The 16,352-nt window shown below is 64.9% G+C and carries 14 protein-coding genes; all 14 read right to left on the reverse strand.

Annotated features, from left to right (window positions below):
• Positions 1-52: 52 nt before the first annotated feature.
• Positions 53-832: a Bax inhibitor-1/YccA family protein gene (locus tag D2V07_RS05810; RefSeq protein ID WP_119585644.1), complete on the reverse strand. Its 780-nt coding sequence runs from the start codon at positions 830-832 to the stop codon at positions 53-55.
• Between the two features lie 130 nt (positions 833-962).
• On the reverse strand, positions 963-1,763 hold the full coding sequence (locus tag D2V07_RS05815; RefSeq protein WP_119585646.1) for a pyrroline-5-carboxylate reductase family protein: 801 nt from the start codon (positions 1,761-1,763) through the stop codon (positions 963-965).
• Positions 1,764-1,795: 32 nt separating this feature from the next.
• Positions 1,796-2,302: a type III secretion system chaperone family protein gene (locus tag D2V07_RS05820; RefSeq protein WP_119585648.1), complete on the reverse strand. Its 507-nt coding sequence runs from the start codon at positions 2,300-2,302 to the stop codon at positions 1,796-1,798.
• 158 nt (positions 2,303-2,460) lie between these two features.
• Positions 2,461-4,116, reverse strand: a complete 1,656-nt coding sequence (locus tag D2V07_RS05825; protein WP_119585650.1) for a tetratricopeptide repeat protein — start codon at positions 4,114-4,116, stop codon at positions 2,461-2,463.
• 79 nt (positions 4,117-4,195) lie between these two features.
• A complete protein-coding gene (gene ftsZ / locus D2V07_RS05830; RefSeq protein WP_119585652.1) occupies positions 4,196-5,842 on the reverse strand; it encodes a cell division protein FtsZ in 1,647 nt (548 codons plus the stop codon).
• Positions 5,843-5,949: 107 nt separating this feature from the next.
• Entirely contained in the window at positions 5,950-7,245 is a 1,296-nt protein-coding gene (gene ftsA / locus D2V07_RS05835) for a cell division protein FtsA (protein WP_119585654.1), read from the reverse strand.
• Positions 7,245-8,171 (reverse strand): cell division protein FtsQ/DivIB, encoded by a 927-nt coding sequence (locus D2V07_RS05840; RefSeq protein ID WP_119586109.1) that lies wholly within the window; start codon positions 8,169-8,171, stop codon positions 7,245-7,247. Before D2V07_RS05840 ends, ftsA begins: the two co-directional genes overlap by 1 nt.
• On the reverse strand, positions 8,158-9,129 hold the full coding sequence (locus D2V07_RS05845; protein WP_119585656.1) for a D-alanine--D-alanine ligase: 972 nt from the start codon (positions 9,127-9,129) through the stop codon (positions 8,158-8,160). Before D2V07_RS05845 ends, D2V07_RS05840 begins: the two co-directional genes overlap by 14 nt.
• Positions 9,126-10,091: a UDP-N-acetylmuramate dehydrogenase gene (gene murB, locus D2V07_RS05850; protein ID WP_407641584.1), complete on the reverse strand. Its 966-nt coding sequence runs from the start codon at positions 10,089-10,091 to the stop codon at positions 9,126-9,128. Before murB ends, D2V07_RS05845 begins: the two co-directional genes overlap by 4 nt.
• The gene (gene murC / locus D2V07_RS05855) at positions 10,088-11,509 is read right to left on the reverse strand and encodes a UDP-N-acetylmuramate--L-alanine ligase (protein ID WP_119585658.1); all 1,422 of its coding nucleotides are present in this window, start codon (positions 11,507-11,509) and stop codon (positions 10,088-10,090) included. Before murC ends, murB begins: the two co-directional genes overlap by 4 nt.
• The gene (gene murG / locus D2V07_RS05860; RefSeq protein ID WP_119585660.1) at positions 11,506-12,699 is read right to left on the reverse strand and encodes an undecaprenyldiphospho-muramoylpentapeptide beta-N-acetylglucosaminyltransferase; all 1,194 of its coding nucleotides are present in this window, start codon (positions 12,697-12,699) and stop codon (positions 11,506-11,508) included. Before murG ends, murC begins: the two co-directional genes overlap by 4 nt.
• Positions 12,696-13,922, reverse strand: coding sequence for an FtsW/RodA/SpoVE family cell cycle protein (locus D2V07_RS05865; RefSeq protein ID WP_199698734.1), 1,227 nt, complete (start codon positions 13,920-13,922; stop codon positions 12,696-12,698). The genes murG and D2V07_RS05865 overlap by 4 nt, the downstream gene beginning before the upstream one ends.
• Positions 13,919-15,280, reverse strand: coding sequence for a UDP-N-acetylmuramoyl-L-alanine--D-glutamate ligase (gene murD, locus D2V07_RS05870; RefSeq protein WP_119585662.1), 1,362 nt, complete (start codon positions 15,278-15,280; stop codon positions 13,919-13,921). The genes D2V07_RS05865 and murD overlap by 4 nt, the downstream gene beginning before the upstream one ends.
• Complete coding sequence (gene mraY, locus D2V07_RS05875; RefSeq protein ID WP_119585664.1) at positions 15,277-16,350, reverse strand: phospho-N-acetylmuramoyl-pentapeptide-transferase; 1,074 nt, start codon at positions 16,348-16,350, stop codon at positions 15,277-15,279. Before mraY ends, murD begins: the two co-directional genes overlap by 4 nt.
• Positions 16,351-16,352: the final 2 nt, after the last annotated feature.

The following is a 16,352-nucleotide window of genomic DNA, read 5'->3' on the forward strand; positions in this document are numbered from 1 at the left end:
GGCACCTTATTTCGGATTCGGCCTGCCGAAACAGGCCGGTATCGCAGATGTCCTATTCGCGCGCGGCGCCCATGAAGCGCAGCAGGAAGAGGAACATGTTGATGAAGTCGAGATAGAGGCTCAGCGCACCCATGATAACCATCTTGCCCAGCGGAAAAGCCGCCGCGGCAGAGGGGTTGGTCATCTTGATCTGCTGGATCGCGACATATTCCTGCTTCAGGCGCTGCGTATCGTAGGCGGTGAGGCCAGCGAAGATCAGCACGCCCAAGGCAGAGATTGCCAGTTCCAGACCGGGCGAACCGATCAGGAAAGCGTTCAGCAGCGAGGCGACGATCAGGCCGATCACACCCATGATGAGGAAGGATCCCCAGCCGGAAATGTCCTTCTCGGTCGTGTAACCCCACAGGCTGAGGCCCGCGAAGGCGCCAGCGGTGGCGAAGAACGTCATCGCGATCGACGCGCCGGTATAGACCAAAAAGATCGTGGACAGCGAAAGTCCCATCAGAACGGCAAAGCCCCAGAACAGGGCCTGCAGCGTGCCGGTGGAAAACTTGTCACGGCCAAAGCTCATCGCGAACACGATCGCCAGCGGCGAAAGCGCGACAAGCCACATCAGCGGCCCCTGCGCGAATTGCACGGCGAGGCCGCTCTGCGCGGTAAGCAGCGCGACGATGCCGGTGAGCAGCACGCCCGACGCCATGTAGTTGTAGATAGAGAGCATGTGCTTGCGCAGGCCTGCGTCGAAGGTCGTGCGGCCAGCGACATCACCCGTCTGGCTCGGCGACACACCGAAGCCCTGACGGCTAGTACGGTTGTCGTTCCAATTTGCCATTTCTTCCAAAACTCCTTTGGCCCGGTCTCACAAGGCGGACCGGATTACCTGCAATATCGGCATATTGAGAGCGATTTTCAAGGAAAACCGGAAGGCAATCCGCCTACCGGCGATTAACCATGCAATCGGCTCAATCCCTGGCTTCGCGAGACATTTCCACGCTGCGATCGCGCGCGGCGCGCAGGCATTTTGTCATCAGCTGGATCATCGCCTGGTCCTCGTCCAGCACGTCCAGACCCTTGCGCGTCACGCCCCCGGGGCTGGCCACCATGTCGGCCAGCTTGCCCGGATCGTGTTCCGATTGCGACGCAAGAGCGGATGCACCCTCGGTCATGGCGATGGCCAGCTCGGTCGCCTGCTTGTCATCGAGACCAAGCCGGACGGCGGCAACCTTCAGCGCATCGATGAAACGATAGACGAAACCCGGACCACTGCCGGCCAGCGCGGTGACCAGATCGAACTTGTCCTCGCCCACCCAGCTGGGTGTACCCAGGTGCTGCATGAAAGCGTGCAGGCCATCGCGGCCCTTTTCATCCAGTCCTTTTTCCGCAAGCGCGACGGGAGCCTTGCCCAGCGACACCGCCAGGTTGGGCATCACCCGCACCACTGATCCTGCATCGGGAAAGTTCTTCGCCAGGGTATCGAGCTGCACACCTGCAAGGATCGAGAGGATCGTCGTGTGCGATCCCGTCAGCTTCTGCAGTTGCGGCGCGACATCGCCCAGCATTTGCGGCTTCACACCCAGCAGGACAGCGTCGAAGCTGCCCTCCTCCGGAAGTTCGCGCAATACCGGGATATCGCCCGGCAGGCTTTCGCGCTTGGGATCCATGACGGTGAAGGTTTTTGCGGGAATTCCGCCCTTCAGCCATCCTTCGAGCATTGCCCCGGCCATGTTGCCGCAGCCAACCATCAGTATCGAGTCGTATGTCATGGCTCAATGACTTGGCATGGTCTGGCGCGAAATCAAGCTTCGCCGGCGGCATCTACCAATGCAGCGTCCAGTGCGCCGCGCGGACTCTTGTCGCCCCACAGCACGAATTGGAATGCCGGATAGAACCGGTCGCATTCGGAAATCGCCGTTTCCACCGCCATCTGCGCCATGTCCAGGCTCAACATGCCATCGTCGCCCAGCATCAAACCGTGGCGGTAGAGGATCACCCCGCCCTGCGACCACATCTCGAAATGGCCGAGCCAGAGCTGCTCGTTGATGCGCGACAGCAATTCGTAAGCGGCGGCCCGCTTGTCTTCCGATACGCGGATCTCCGGCAGGCAGATAATCTGCAATACCTTGTCCTCGATCCGCCAGATTCCGCGGACCTGGTAAGTCGTCCAGGCGCCGGGCACTTCGCCCGAAACCTCCTCATCGTTTACCTGTTCGGTCGTCCAGCCGTGCGCTTCGAACAGGGCGGCGAGCATTTCGACGGGTGCTGCATCTTCGTTCTCGCCAATCATTTCGCGCGGTGTGCTCATTGCGATAGGGCCTGCCGGTTCGTCATGCGGTACTTAATGCAGCGGCAACCATGGGCGGTGCAATCATCGCGCTTCAAATCGTCGGGCAAAACCCTTTTCGCCTGTTGGCAAGGTGTGAACAAGGCTTGGGATAACCTGGGCAAAACTGCCGCGATAAATCACTCAAGTGACTGGATTTGCTCGCCTTCCTCGCTGCTGAAACGAAAGCTGTCGACACCGGCACCGGCCAGTGTGCTGACAAATTCCTGCGCCGCGCGCGCGCTGTCGAACGGCCCCGTCAGCAGGCGGTTGGTCTGCCCCCAGCGCGCGGTGAAAGCGTCGGCATCGTCCAGCAGTCCATCCGCATTGCGCACGATCCGGCGCCAGTCGAAACGGAAGGCGGCGGTATCCTGCCCGGTGGCCACCTGCACCCAGTGACGCGCCGGATACGCCGGAGGTGCGGGTTCTGCCGGTGCCGGGCGTTCACGCGGCGGGTCGATTGTCGTGATATCGACCGCCCCCGCCATTGCGGGGACCGGACGCCCTTCCAGCGTGAAATCGGCAAAGGCTTCCGCCAGGTCAAGTGCGGCAGGCGCGGGTTCGGTCGCGGGGGCCGTTGCCTGCGGCTGCGCCGGTGCAGGGTTCCCCACGAGCGAGAACGAAGGCCGGGCCACTGGCTCTTCGCCAGGCTGGGCCCGCGTATCGAGGGAGGCAACGACCACCGGTGCCGCCTCGGGCGAGGCCTGCGGCGGTGCAGCAGCGACTTGGCGCTCAGCACGGGCGGGCGCGATTGCGGGCAGTTCGCCAGAGGCTGTCGGCGTGGCAACATCCTGACTCGGCGCTGGCTGTGCGACGGGAGCAGGCTGCGCTTCGGCCATGGTCGCGGCCCCGCTCCCGGCCTGCCCGACGGTCGTCGCAGTGTCCTGCGCCGGTGCGGGTCCGAGCGGCTCGCCCTGCGGCTCCAGCCGGTCGCCGGACCGTCGGCGCCGTGCGGGCTGCGGAGCGACCGCCGCATCGCCCGACCTCGCATAGGCAGCAACCTCGACCGGATCCTGCCCCACCTCGTTGGCGGCGGGAAAACGGCCCAGGTTGGCCGCTGCGGCCTGCTGGGCGCGGGTGAGCTGCGGCATGTACCGGAAATAGGGCGCCAACCGCTGCGAAAGGCGCGGCGGCAGCATCGTTTCGGCAATCGCTATCGCTTCCTGCTCGCGCCCCCTGATCGCCAGCGCGAACGCGCGCGTGCGATAGGCTGCGCGGTCCTGCCGTTGCAGCAGCGGCAACAGCGTGGCCTCGGACGCATCGGCATTCCCGGCGATGGCATAGCTAAGCGCCAGACGGCGCAGAACCTCGGGACTTTCGTCCTGCGAGAGAGCCAGCCGGTAGTCGCGCTGCGCCCTGTCGTTGCGACCGACCAGGTCGTAGGCCAGACCGCGCTCCGCCGCGTAGGGCGACATGCGCTCTCCCGCTGCCTCTGCATTGCGGAACAGTTGCAGCGCGGTCACCGCTTCCCCGCGGCGCACCGCCACCATGCCCAGACCTGCCAGAACACGGCCATCCTCCGGGTCCACGGCCTGGGCCCGATTGAAGAAACCCAAAGCAGCGCTGACATCGTCGAGATCCAGCGAGGCACGCCCTGCCGCCACCAGCGCGGGCACGCTCTCCGGATTGCGGGAAAGACGGCGCAGAGCGTCGTTCAGCGCCTCCTCTGCGGGATCGGGAAGGGCTTGCACCACTTCCTGCGCATCAGCGGACGCGCCGGTTACGGGCGCGAGGATGCCGGCGGCAACGGCGCCGCCGGCCAGCAGGACGGACGATAGTAAGGTCACGCGGATCATTGGCCGCCCATTATACAGGCCTCGCTGAACAGTGCGAGAACGGTTCGACCGATTTCGTGCCCGCCTCGCGAGACGAAGCTTACTGGTTGTTCTGACGTCCGAGGAAGCGGGGAATGCGCATTGCGCCGCCACCGTTATCATCGTCGTCATCATCCTCGTCGGACTCGGGTGCCTGGCGCGAAAGGTTGGCCATGCGTTCGAACAAGGTGCTGCCGCCCGCAGACGGCGCGGGAGCCGGCTTCGCCCGGTCGGCCTCCTCGCCATCGGACTGCGCAGCGGCACCCAGCATTCTCGCACGACGACCTCCGCCCTGCGAAGCAACGGGTTCGTCGGCCTCGGCCAGACGGCTGGCGTCGAGCAGCAATTCGTCCTGCCCGGCATCGTCACCCTCGTCAGCCTCTTCGGTCAGGTCGAAGGCGTAATCGTCCTCGTCGTCCTGTCCTTCATCGGAGGCAGAGGCACCGAACCCTTCTTCCTCGGCGGTACCGTAGCCGGTGTCCTCGGCAGGCGTGGGCAGGCGGTCTTCGCCGTCGTCACGCTCACCATAGGATGCACTCACGGAACTTTCGCCAGCACCGGTATCTTCGTCGGCCTCGTCGCTCATGGCGAGGTCGAGCGTATCGTCATCATCGTCACTGGTGGAGAAGTCGTCGCGGGCTTCCTCGACCGGCTTTTCGGCAGGGATAGCGAGACCGGGCTTGCGGGGGCCGCGTGCGGCGGACAGGTCCAGCGGACGGCCCGTGTCGCGCGGCATTTCGCCGGTCTGTTCGATGCCCGTGGCGACGACAGAGACGCGGATCTTGCCATCGAGTTCGGGATTGAACGCCGAGCCCCAGATGATGTTGGCTTCGGGATCGACCAGTTCGCGAATGTGGTTCGCGGCCTCGTCCACTTCCAGCAGCTTCATGTCCTCGCCGCCGATGATCGAGATGATCACGCCTTTGGCGCCCTGCATCGACACGCCGTCGAGCAGTGGGTTGGCGATGGCGTGCTCTGCGGCTTCCAGCGCGCGGTTCTCGCCCTCACCCTCACCCGTGCCCATCATGGCCTTGCCCATTTCGCCCATCACGGAGCGAACGTCGGCGAAGTCGAGGTTGATGAGGCCCGGCATCACCATCAGGTCGGTGATGGAGCGAACGCCCTGCTGAAGGACCTCGTCCGCCAACATGAAGGCTTCCTTGAAGGTCGTCTCCGCCTTGGCCACCAGGAACAGGTTCTGGTTCGGGATGACGATCAGCGTATCGACGTGCTTCTGCAGTTCCTCGATCCCGCTTTCGGCAGCGCGCATGCGGCGCGTGCCCTCGAACAGGAACGGCTTGGTCACCACGCCCACGGTCAGGATGCCCTTGTCGCGCGCGATCTGCGCGATGACAGGTGCAGCGCCCGTTCCGGTGCCGCCGCCCATACCGGCCGCGATGAAGACCATGTTCACGCCTTCCAACGCGCGCTCGATCTCTTCCACCGTTTCCTCAGCCGCAGCGCGGCCCACTTCGGGGCGCGAACCGGCACCGAGGCCCTGCGTGATATCGGGGCCAAGCTGGATGCGGTGTTCGGCAGAGGAGCTGTTAAGCGCCTGCGCATCGGTGTTCGAGACAATGAAGTCCACGCCTTCGATCTCGGCGTCGATCATGTTGGCAATGGCGTTGCCGCCTGCCCCGCCAACGCCGATCACCGTGATCCGCGGACGCAGTTCGTCAACCGAAGGCGGGCCAATATTGATGCTCATCTTATCGTCTCCTGGGCAGGCCTAGGATTTCTGCCATCCGTATCCTTGCCATAAAGGTTAATTCTAAAGGATGCTGTCGCCAGCACTATCCACAGTTTGCAAGCGGTTCAGAAATACTCCCGCATCGCGCTCCAGGCGCGCATCAGGGTGTTGAGCGGGCCGTAGCTGCTGCTCGTGGTAAACCGCGAACCGATGGCGCGGATATCCACGGGGTCTTCGGCTGCATAGAGTACCAGCCCAGCCAGCGTAGCGAAACCGGGCGCGCTGTGAGCCTCCGGAAGGCCCTTCAGCGCCACCGGCTTGCCGATGCGGACGGGCACCCCCAGCACGCCCTGGGCATAGTCCGCCAACCCCGAAAGCTCCGCGCCGCCCCCGGTGATGACGACCTGGCGTGCGCTGGAACCGGGCGCACTGCCGGTGAAACCCATCGAATCGAGCGCCTTCCCGACATCGCTCATCAGCATGTCGAGTTCGCCGGTGATGACCCCGATCAGGTCGGATCGCGACACTTGGCCGCTGGCGTCACCGCCGCGCGCCACGGGCCGTGCGCCGTCTTCGGCAGGGGTGGCGACCGCAATCATCTCGCGGTGGTCGGTCGGGCTGGCGATGGCCGAACCACTGACACATTTCAGGCGTTCGGCCTGGAAGCGGCGGATGGAAAAGGCAGAGGCAATGGCATCGGTGATGTCGGCGCTGCCGCGCGGGATCGCGGTCAGCCCCACCAGCATGCCGCCCGCATAGACAGAGACATTGGTGACTTCGCCGCCGAGCTCCACCATCGCCACGCCAAGGTCGCGCTCTTCCGCGGTGAGGCAGGCATAGCCCGTCGCCAGCGGCGATGCGACCACGCCCTCCACGTCGAGGTGGGCATTCTGCACCGCCTCGGTCACGTTGCGCACGGGTGCGCCGTCGGCCAGCATGACGTGAACGTCCACGCCCAGTCGCTCCGCATGGAGACCTTTGGGATTTGAAACACCATGCGCTCCGTCGAGGAAATAGCACGCGGGCTGCGCGTGAAGCACCGTGCGGCCATCGGGTTCCAGCGCCTCTCGCGCGGAAACCAGCAGCGCCTCGATATCCTCTTCCTCCACGCGCCTGCCGCCGATGCCGATCTCGATCGGGCGAATTTCGCTGGCGAGTCCCGCGCCCGAACATCCGATCCAGACGGAATCGACGCTGGTGCCGGCCAGTTTCTCGGCCCGCTCCAGCGCGTCACGCACGGCATAGGTTGCGGCGGCCATGTCCACGACATAACCGCGCTTGATACCCTGGCTGGCGCGGTGGCCGCTGCCCAGCACCTGCATGTCGCCATCTTCGGTGATCGCCGCGATCATCGCGGATATTCTGAAGGAGCCGACATTTACCGCGCCGACAACGCGTGCAATTCTCTGACTGGCCGACATCAGGTTTCTTCCTCTTCTGCCTTCGCCTGCATCGACAATTCCTGACGCTGCGAGCGACCCGGCACGTGCATGTACATGCGCGGCGGGTTGCGCATGTCGAAACTGGCAACTTCCCCGCCGATCAGGCGATGGACGCCGTCGGCCTGGGCAAAGCTGATAAGCGCGGCCGCAGAGCGGTCTTCCCCCTGCGGCAAGGCAAGGCGCTGGCCGGTTTCGAAGGTGAGGTTCCAGCGCCGGTTGCCGACCCATTCGGCGCCCTTCACCTTTTCCTTCAGCGCGGGGGCCGCATCCAGCAGCACTTCCAGCGCTTCGACCTGCCCCTGCGCGGCCGGACCTTCGATCAGCATGTAATCTGCCGCATCGGCGCGGGATATCGGTTCCAGTTCGACGCCCGTGGGGTCGATCAGCATCAGCCGGTCCGCGCGGCGCAGCACTGCGTGGGGCTGGCGCTCCACGATGTCGACCTTAAGCATGTCGGGCAACTGGCGCGAGACGCGGGCATCCTCAACCCATGGCAGTTCGAGCAGTTCGGCGCGCAGGCCATCGGTATCGACACGAGTCATGGCGAGATCGCGCTGGCCGAAAGCACGCTCGTGCACCAGCATCTCGTTCATACGCTCGGTACCGCGCACGTTAACCGCGCGCAGTTTGTAACCCGCATTGCTGGCGACGTGGGCGAAACGGTCGGAGGCCAGAGCCGTCGCACCGGAGATTTGCGCCAGCCATGCGAGGCCCACCAGCGCACCGCCCAGGATCAGAACGGTAAAGGCCTTTTGCAACTGTTCTTCGGTGAAAGGCAGCATGCCCAGCACGCGCCCGAGGATCGATTGTCCCTTGCGCCGCGCGGAATTCACCTTGCGGCTGGTGCCCTGGGCGCGGGCCTGCCTGCGCACGCCCCTGGTGTTGCGGGAATTAGTCCGCGCCATCGGACAGCCTTCCGGCGCGCCGCAGCGCATCCTCCACGATCATCTCGCACAGCTCGGGATATTCGATGCCGCAATAGCGCGCCTGCTCGGGCACCAGGCTGAGCGGCGTCATGCCCGGCTGGGTGTTGGTCTCCAGCAGGAAGAGCCCGTCCTCGCCGCGTTCATCATCCCAGCGAAAATCCGAGCGGGAAACACCCCTGCATCCCAGACGCCGATGGGCCTGCATGGCGTATTCGAGGCACAATCGCTCGATCTCCGGCGGCAACTGCGCGGGAAAAATATGTTCGGTGCGGCCCTCGGTGTACTTGTTCTCGTAATCGTAGAAGCCGCTGGCGACGATCAGTTCGGTCACTCCGAGCGCCCGCGTGCCGGTGGGCGTGTCGATCACGGCAGTGGTGAGTTCGCGCCCACGAATGAACGGTTCCGCCAGCAGAGAACGGAAATCCTGCCACGGCCCCTTCGCATCGCGGCTGATGGGATTGCCGCAGTTGCTGTCGTCTGTAACGATGGCAACGCCCACGGAAGAGCCTTCGTTGACGGGCTTCAGCACGTAAGGCCGGGCGATGGGATCGCCCTCGTAAAGTTCCTCCGAACGCACAACACGCCCGCCGGGCATGGGAATGCCGTGCGGCACAAGCGCGTGCTTGGTCAGTTCCTTGTCGATTGCGATGACGGAGGTAGCGAGGCCTGCATGGGTATAGGGAATGCCCATAAGGTCGAGCATGCCCTGTACTGTCCCGTCTTCACCGGGCGCACCGTGAAGCGCATTGAAAACCACGTCCGGAGTCGCTTCGGCAATTTTCACGGCAACATCGCGGCCCATGTCGAGGCGGGTGACGCGGTGACCCCTGCCTTCCAGCGCATCGGCCACGCCCTTGCCGGACATCAGCGACACATCGCGCTCGTTCGCCCAGCCGCCCATCAAGACGAGCACATGAAGATCGGCAGGTAGGGTCATGGTCGTCCCACCCGCTTGATTTCCCATTCCAGCGTCACGCCGGTCTTCTCGGCCACGCGGCGGCGCACCTCCTCGCCCAGCCCCTCGATATCGGCGCTGGTGGCCTCACCGGTGTTGATGAGGAAATTGGTGTGCTTCTCGCTGACCTGAGCCCCGCCCACGGTCAGCCCTCGGCAGCCCGCCTCGTCCACCAGTTTCCAGGCACTGGTACCTTGGGGGTTCTTGAAGGTGGAGCCGCCGGTCTTCGTGCGCAGCGGCTGCGAGTTCTCGCGCTCGTCCGCGATGCGGTCCATCTCCGCGCCGATTTCCTCCGGATCGCCCGGTACGCCCTTGAACCGCGCGGCAACCACGATGGCGCCATCGGGCAGGCGCGAGTGGCGGTAGGAATATTCCAGATCCTGCACCGGCAGGGTGACGAGATCGCCGCCCGGCAGCACCACGTCGCAATCGACCAGGATATCGGCCACCTCGCGCCCGTAGGCCCCGCCGTTCATGCGCACGAAGCCGCCCACGGTGCCGGGAATGCCGCGCAGGAACTCAAGGCCCGCAATGCCAGCATCGCGTGCGGTGGAGGCGACGAGGATGCCCGGCGCACCGCCGCCACATTCCACCACGCACTCGCGCTTCACCTCCACGCTGGAAAACGGCTTGCCCAGCCGCACCACCACACCCGGCACCCCGCCATCGCGGATGATCAGGTTGGAGCCCAGGCCCAGCGCCATCACCGGCGTCTGTGGCTCCAGCTTGCCGAGGAAATTCACGAGGTCATCGAGGTCGGCGGGCTCGAACAGCCAGTCCGCCGTGCCGCCGCTCTTGAACCAGACCAGCTTGGCAAGCGGCGCGTCGCGTTTGAGGTCGCCCTTCACGCGGGTGGGCACGATGCCGTCGGGTCCGGGAGCCTCGTCGGCACCCGGCGCTTCCGTGCTGTGCATCTGTTCGCCCGGTTGCATCATGTTCGTCATGCGCCCTCCGTGGCGCGAATTCGGTTTACATCGTCGGCAAGCCCTGCCGCCCACCTGGTGATATCGCCCGCGCCCATGCAGACCAGCAGGTCGCCGGCCTGAAGCTCACCCGCCAGCTGCCGCGCGAGTTCGTCGTATCCTTCGACGGCCTGCGCGTGGCGATGGCCGCGTGCCTTCAGCCCGGATACCAGCGCGTGTTCGTCCACCCCGGCGATCGGATCTTCCCCGGCGGAATAGACCGGGGCGGCGTAGACGAGGTCTGCATCCCCGAACGCGCCCTGGAAATCCTCCAGCAGGTCACGCAGGCGCGTATAGCGGTGCGGCTGCACCACGGCGACCACCCGTCCACTCGCCGCGTCGCGCGCAGCGGACAGGACAGCGCGAATTTCAACGGGATGGTGGGCATAATCGTCGATGACCCGCACATCGGGATTAATCGTGCCGACATGGCTGAACCGCCGACGAACCCCGCCAAAGCGCGAGAAACCTGCCCGGATGGCATCCGGCGTGCAGCCCATTTCCAGTGCCACGGCAATCGCGGCGCAGGCGTTCTGCACGTTGTGACGGCCCGGCATCGGCAGTTCGATACTCTCGATCCGCGTTTCGTTGCCATCGCGGTCCGTCTGCACCGCATCGAACCGCGTGGAACCGCCCACCGGCTCGACATTTTCTGCGCGCACGTCGGCGTGCGGGCTAAAGCCGTAGGTTATAACCCTCCGATCGCGCACCTTGGCAATCACGTTGCGCACCTCGTCATGGTCGAGGCACAGCACCGCCGCGCCGTAGAACGGCACGTTTTCGATGAACTGGACGAAGGCATCCTTCACCGCATCGAAACTGCCGTAGTGGTCGAGGTGTTCAGGATCGATATTGGTGACTACGGCGATGGTGCCATCAAGGCGCAGAAAACTGCCGTCGCTCTCATCGGCCTCCACCACCATCCATTCGCTGTCGCCCAGCCGCGCGTTGGAACCGTAGCTTTCGATGATGCCGCCGTTGATGACGGTGGGATCGACACCACCTGCATCCAGCAGCGCTGCAACCATGCTGGTGGTGGTCGTCTTGCCGTGCGTGCCCGCTACCGCCACGGTCTTTTTCAGACGCATCAGTTCGGCCAGCATCTCGGCGCGGCGCACCACCGGAATGCGTTTTTCCAGCGCGGCCGCGACTTCGGGATTGGTGCGCTTTACCGCAGTGGACGTAACCACCACGGCAGCGTCACCGATGTTGGTCGCATCGTGACCGATAAAAACCTCGATCCCGCCATCCCGCAGCGCCTTCACCCGCGCGCTTTCGGCAAGGTCGGAGCCCTGCACGGTGTAGCCAAGGTTCGCCATGACCTCGGCGATGCCGGACATGCCGATCCCGCCGATGCCGACGAAGTGGATCGTGCCGATATCGGTGCCGACGCCTTTCATTGCGCGCTATCCCGCGTGGCGCCGTTGGTGGCGGCTTCCTGCGAGGCGCCGCGCGCATTGTTCTCGCCCACGCGGATCACGTCCATCATGTCTGCCCCGCCGAAGCTTTCTACAAGGTCGGCAAGATCGCTGGCGGCATCGGGCCTGCCGCAATTCCACGCGGCGTGCGCTGCGTTCGCCAGCGTTTCGGGACGATGGGCCATGGCGTTGATCTGCTTGGCCAGTTCCTTGGCCGTAAATCCCGCCTGGCGGATGGACCGCGCGCCGCCCGCTTTCACCACCTCGCGGGTGTTTGCCGCCTGGTGATCGTCCGTCGCGATAGGCAACGGCACCAGGATGGCCGGGCGACCGACCGCGGTCAGCTCGGCAATCGTGGAAGCACCAGCGCGCCCGATGAACAGATGCGCGTCGGCAAGGCGCGCGGACATGTCCTCGAAATAGGTGCCGAGGGCCGCCGGAATGTCGTGCTTCGCATACCGCGCGCGGACAGCGTCGAGGTCTTCGGGGCGGCACTGCTGGGTGACCTGCAAGCGGTTGCGCAGGGCAGGCGGCAGCATGGACAGGCCATCGGGGACCACTTCGGACAGCACCCGTGCGCCCTGACTGCCGCCGGTCACCAGAACGCGGAAAATGCCATCTTCGGTGAACGGGGGAAACTCCTCGTCACGCAGGGCCAGCACGGCGGGACGCACAGGATTGCCGACGAGGTGCGACTTCTTCTCGTACTTCGGCTTCAGCCGATCCACGTCGGGATAGGCCAGCGCGATAGCATCCACCCGCCCGGCCATCAGGCGGTTGACCCGGCCCAGTACGGCGTTCTGTTCGTGGATCACGGTGGGAATGTCGGCGCCCTGCGCGCCAAGCAAGGCCGGCAGCGCGGGGTAACCGCCAAAGCCCACCACCGCGGTGGGCTGGAACGTTTCGTATAGCCGCTGCGACATGGCGCGGCCGTCCATCACCGCCTTGATCGCGGCGGGCCAGCGCAGCGGGTTCTTGCCGAAACGACCAGCGGGCAGAACGTGCGCAGTCAGGAAATCGGGCTTGCCGGGAATGGCCTTGCCGCGCTCGTCCGTGATCAGCGCAACATGATGGCCGCGCCGCTCCAGTTCATGTGCAAGCGCGAACGCAGGCGTCAGGTGGCCGCCGGTGCCGCCTGCCGCCAGAACGAAATGGCGCGAAGAGCTGGTCATCTGTCGTCCTCCTTCTCCAATGCGTCACGCATGTCGAAAGGTTCCCGCACCAGGAACGGGTTGCGCCGCGTTACCGCCAGCAGCAGTCCAATCGTGAAACACTGGGCTATTGTCGACGATCCGCCGTAGCTCACCAAGGGCAGGGTCATGCCCTTGCTGGGGAAAAGCTGCAGGTTGACGAGAATATTGATGAACGCCTGCCCGCCGAAGAGCGCGATCAGCCCGCTGGCAGCCAGGATGATGAACAGCCGATCTTCGTCCACCAGCCGGATCAGCACCCGCAGGATGATGGCGAGGTAGAGGACCACGATGATGGCGCACACGATCAGGCCCAGCTCCTCTCCGATAACGGAGAAGATATAGTCGGTGTGCGCTTCGGGCAGGCGCATCTTGTTCTCGCCCAGCCAGAAGCCGCTGCCGGTCCATCCGCCACCGGTCAGCGTGCGGTTGGCAAGGTCCACGTGGTCGTAGGCAGCGGGCCCGCCAAAGAAGGAATCGATGCGGTTGCGGGCGTTGTCGTAGGTGAGATAGGCCAGCAGCAGGGACGCAATGCCTCCGCCCGCCAGCATGCCGATACGCTGCAGGGGCAGGCCCGCCACCATGACCATGACCAGCCATGCGCCCGCAAAAAGGATGGCTGCGCCAAGGTTCGGCTGCATCATCAGCAGCGCCACTATCAGGCCGACCAGCGCGCCCGATATGCCGATAACGGGCAGCTTGGGATCGCGCAGCTGCCAAGACAGTATCCAGGCGAAGGTGATGGCGAAGGCGGGTTTCAGGAACTCGCTGGGCTGCACACCGATACCAAAGCGAATCCAGCGCTTTGCGCCGTTCACTTCGTACCCCACGAAAGGCACCAGGAACAGCAGCAGCAGCATGGCCCCTGCCATCAGGATCGTGCCCTGCCTCAGCATTTCGCGCGGCACCAGCGACGTTCCTACCAGCACCATCAGCCCCAGTATCTGCCAGCGCACGTGGGCCCAGAAGAAGTAGAGATCGGGAAGGGTTTCCTCGGCGGTGGACAGGCGATGCGCGCTGGCCGGCGATGCCGCCGCCACGGCCAGCGTGCCCACGGCCATCAGCAGCAGCACGAAGCCCAGCAGCCAGCGGTCGATCTCGCGCCACCAGATGCGCAATTCGCGCTTGCGGTCCCTCGGCATGCGGGGGCTGAGCTTTTCGCTGCGGTTGCCGCCGCGCGGAATATAGATGGGCTGCGCGCTCATGCCGCAGACCTTGAATCGAAGCCGCATTCAACGGGCGTCGCATCGCAGCCGATACTGGCAGCCAGTTCGCGGAAACTGTCGCCGCGCGCTTCGTAATCTCGGAACTGGTCGAAACTGGCGCAGGCTGGGCTGAACAGGATCACGTCGCCCTGCGTCGCCGCGGCAATGCTGCGCGACACCGCCTCCGCCAGCAGTTCGCACCGCTCCACCGGCATGTGCGGCGCCAGCAGGTCGGCAAACATCGGGCCGGCCTCGCCGATCGTATAGGCGCAGGCGACATTGCCGAAATGCGGTGCGCAGTCGTTGAGGTTGTCTTCCTTGGCCAGCCCGCCGCAGATCCAGTGGACGCGCGGCCGCCCGGCTTCGCGCGGATAGGCAGCCAGCGCTGGCGCGGTGGAGGCGGGATTGGTCGCCTTGGAATCGTTGATGAACAACACGCCGCCCGCACTGCCCATGCGCTCCATCCGGTGCGGCAATCCGGCAAAACTGGCGAGGCCGGCCAGCACCTGGTCACGCGACAGACCAAGTTGCTGGGTCAGGGCGGCGGCGATCGCGGCGTTCTGGAGGTTGTGGGGACCTTGCAGGCTGGGCCAGTCTTTCTGAAACGGCTCCCACGCCCAGGCATCCACGCACATGGCACGCCCATCGGGACGGCGGGCAGCCTCGGCCTGCTGGATGGCGCTGGTGGGCGCATCGGCGCATCCGAACACGGCGAATTGCCCCGCGCCCTGCATCGTGAACAGCCGCCCCTTGGCAAAGGCATAGGCGGCAAAGTCATCATACCGGTCGAGATGATCGGGCGTGATGTTGATGAGCGCCGCCACTTCGCACGCCAGCGAGCGCGTCAGGTCGATCTGGTAGCTCGAAAGCTCGAATACGTAGACGCCGCCCTCTGCCACAGGATCGCGACCCAGCACGGGCAGGCCGATATTGCCGCCCAGGAGGGCAGGTACGTCAGCCTCTCGCAGCAGATGATGCACAAGGGCGGTGGTGGTCGACTTGCCGTTCGTCCCGGTTATTCCCACCACGCGGTGGGCGGGAAGTTCGGCCCGGGCGAGCGCGAACAGTTCGATGTCGCCGATGATTGGCACGCCCGCCGCGCGTGCGCGCTCTGCAATCGGGTGCGTGTTAAGCGGCACACCGGGCGAGACCACGATCCCGTCGAACCCCGTGAGGTCGATCTCGAGCGGATCGCCGATGTCGCAGCGACCGGCCAGCGCCTCGCGCGGTTCCTCGCGCCGGTCCCAGGCGGTCACGCGCGCTCCGCTGGCCAGCAGCGTTTCGACCGTGGCCATCCCGGACCTCGCGAGCCCGAGCACGCAGTAACTCTTGCCGGAAAAGACCTTGGCCGTGATCACCTGAGCTTCAACGTGGCGAGCCCGATGGTGGCAAGCACCAGAGCGATGATCCAGAAGCGGATCACCACCTTGCTCTCGCTCCAGCCGAGCTGTTCGAAATGATGGTGGATGGGAGCCATGCGGAATACCCGCCGGCCGGTGCGCTTGAACCAGAAGACCTGCACGATCACGGACACCGCTTCCAACACGAACAGCCCGCCGATGATGGCGAGCACGATCTCGTGGTGGCTGGCAACGGCAATGGCGCCCAGCGCGCCGCCCAGGGCCAGCGAGCCGGTATCGCCCATGAACACCGCGGCGGGCGGCGCATTGTACCACAGGAAAGCCAGGCCCGCCCCCATGATGGCGGTACACATGATCGCCAGTTCGCCTGCGGACAGCACGTGCGGGATGCCGAGATAGCCGGAGAAGTCGGCGCGGCCCACCAGATAACAGATCAGCGCGAAAGCGCCTGCCGCGATCACTACCGGCATGGTGGCAAGCCCATCCAGACCGTCCGTCAGGTTCACCGCGTTGCCCGCGCCCACGATCACCGTGGCGGCGAAGGGGTAGAAGAACCAGCCAAGCTCGAGCCCGGTATCGGAAACGAACGGCAGGTAGAGCGCGGTGGAACCGACTTCCTGCACGATGATCCAAGTGGCGATGCCTGCAACGATGAATTCGGCCAGCAGGCGAACCTTGCCGGGCACGCCCTTGTGACTGCGCTTGGACACCTTGTCGTAATCATCGAGGAAGCCGATCGCACCAAAACCCAGCGTTACCGCCAGGCAGGCCCACAGGAACGGGTTCGAAAGGTCCATCCACAGCAGCATCGAGATCGCCAGCGCAGTAAGGATCATCAGCCCGCCCATTGTGGGCGTGCCGACTTTCTTCTGGTGCGATTCCGGCCCATCGGCGCGGATCGGCTGACCCTTGCCCTGGCGTACGCGCAGCATGTTGATGAACTTCGGACCGATAAGCAGTCCGATAAAGAGTGCCGTCATCATGGCCGCGCCAGCCCGGAAGGTCTGATAGCGGACGAGGTTGAAGATCCCCTCGAAGTCCAGCATCTCTGCAAGAAAATAGAGCATGG

It is taken from the genome of Aurantiacibacter zhengii (genome assembly GCF_003584125.1).
Lineage (GTDB): Bacteria > Pseudomonadota > Alphaproteobacteria > Sphingomonadales > Sphingomonadaceae > Alteraurantiacibacter > Alteraurantiacibacter zhengii.

What these genes read in the sequence shown, in the direction of transcription:
- D2V07_RS05825 (WP_119585650.1), bottom strand. Translation starts at nt 4,116, where the DNA reads ATGATCCGCGTGACCTTACTATCGTCCGTCCTGCTGGCCGGCGGCGCC.
- D2V07_RS05865 (WP_199698734.1), bottom strand. Translation starts at nt 13,922, where the DNA reads ATGAGCGCGCAGCCCATCTATATTCCGCGCGGCGGCAACCGCAGCGAA.
- mraY (WP_119585664.1), bottom strand. Translation starts at nt 16,350, where the DNA reads ATGCTCTATTTTCTTGCAGAGATGCTGGACTTCGAGGGGATCTTCAAC.
- murB (WP_407641584.1), bottom strand. Translation starts at nt 10,091, where the DNA reads ATGACGAACATGATGCAACCGGGCGAACAGATGCACAGCACGGAAGCG.
- D2V07_RS05815 (WP_119585646.1), bottom strand. Translation starts at nt 1,763, where the DNA reads ATGACATACGACTCGATACTGATGGTTGGCTGCGGCAACATGGCCGGG.
- ftsZ (WP_119585652.1), bottom strand. Translation starts at nt 5,842, where the DNA reads ATGAGCATCAATATTGGCCCGCCTTCGGTTGACGAACTGCGTCCGCGG.
- murG (WP_119585660.1), bottom strand. Translation starts at nt 12,699, where the DNA reads ATGACCAGCTCTTCGCGCCATTTCGTTCTGGCGGCAGGCGGCACCGGC.
- D2V07_RS05820 (WP_119585648.1), bottom strand. Translation starts at nt 2,302, where the DNA reads ATGAGCACACCGCGCGAAATGATTGGCGAGAACGAAGATGCAGCACCC.
- ftsA (WP_119585654.1), bottom strand. Translation starts at nt 7,245, where the DNA reads ATGTCGGCCAGTCAGAGAATTGCACGCGTTGTCGGCGCGGTAAATGTC.
- D2V07_RS05840 (WP_119586109.1), bottom strand. Translation starts at nt 8,171, where the DNA reads ATGGCGCGGACTAATTCCCGCAACACCAGGGGCGTGCGCAGGCAGGCC.
- D2V07_RS05810 (WP_119585644.1), bottom strand. Translation starts at nt 832, where the DNA reads ATGGCAAATTGGAACGACAACCGTACTAGCCGTCAGGGCTTCGGTGTG.
- D2V07_RS05845 (WP_119585656.1), bottom strand. Translation starts at nt 9,129, where the DNA reads ATGACCCTACCTGCCGATCTTCATGTGCTCGTCTTGATGGGCGGCTGG.
- murC (WP_119585658.1), bottom strand. Translation starts at nt 11,509, where the DNA reads ATGAAAGGCGTCGGCACCGATATCGGCACGATCCACTTCGTCGGCATC.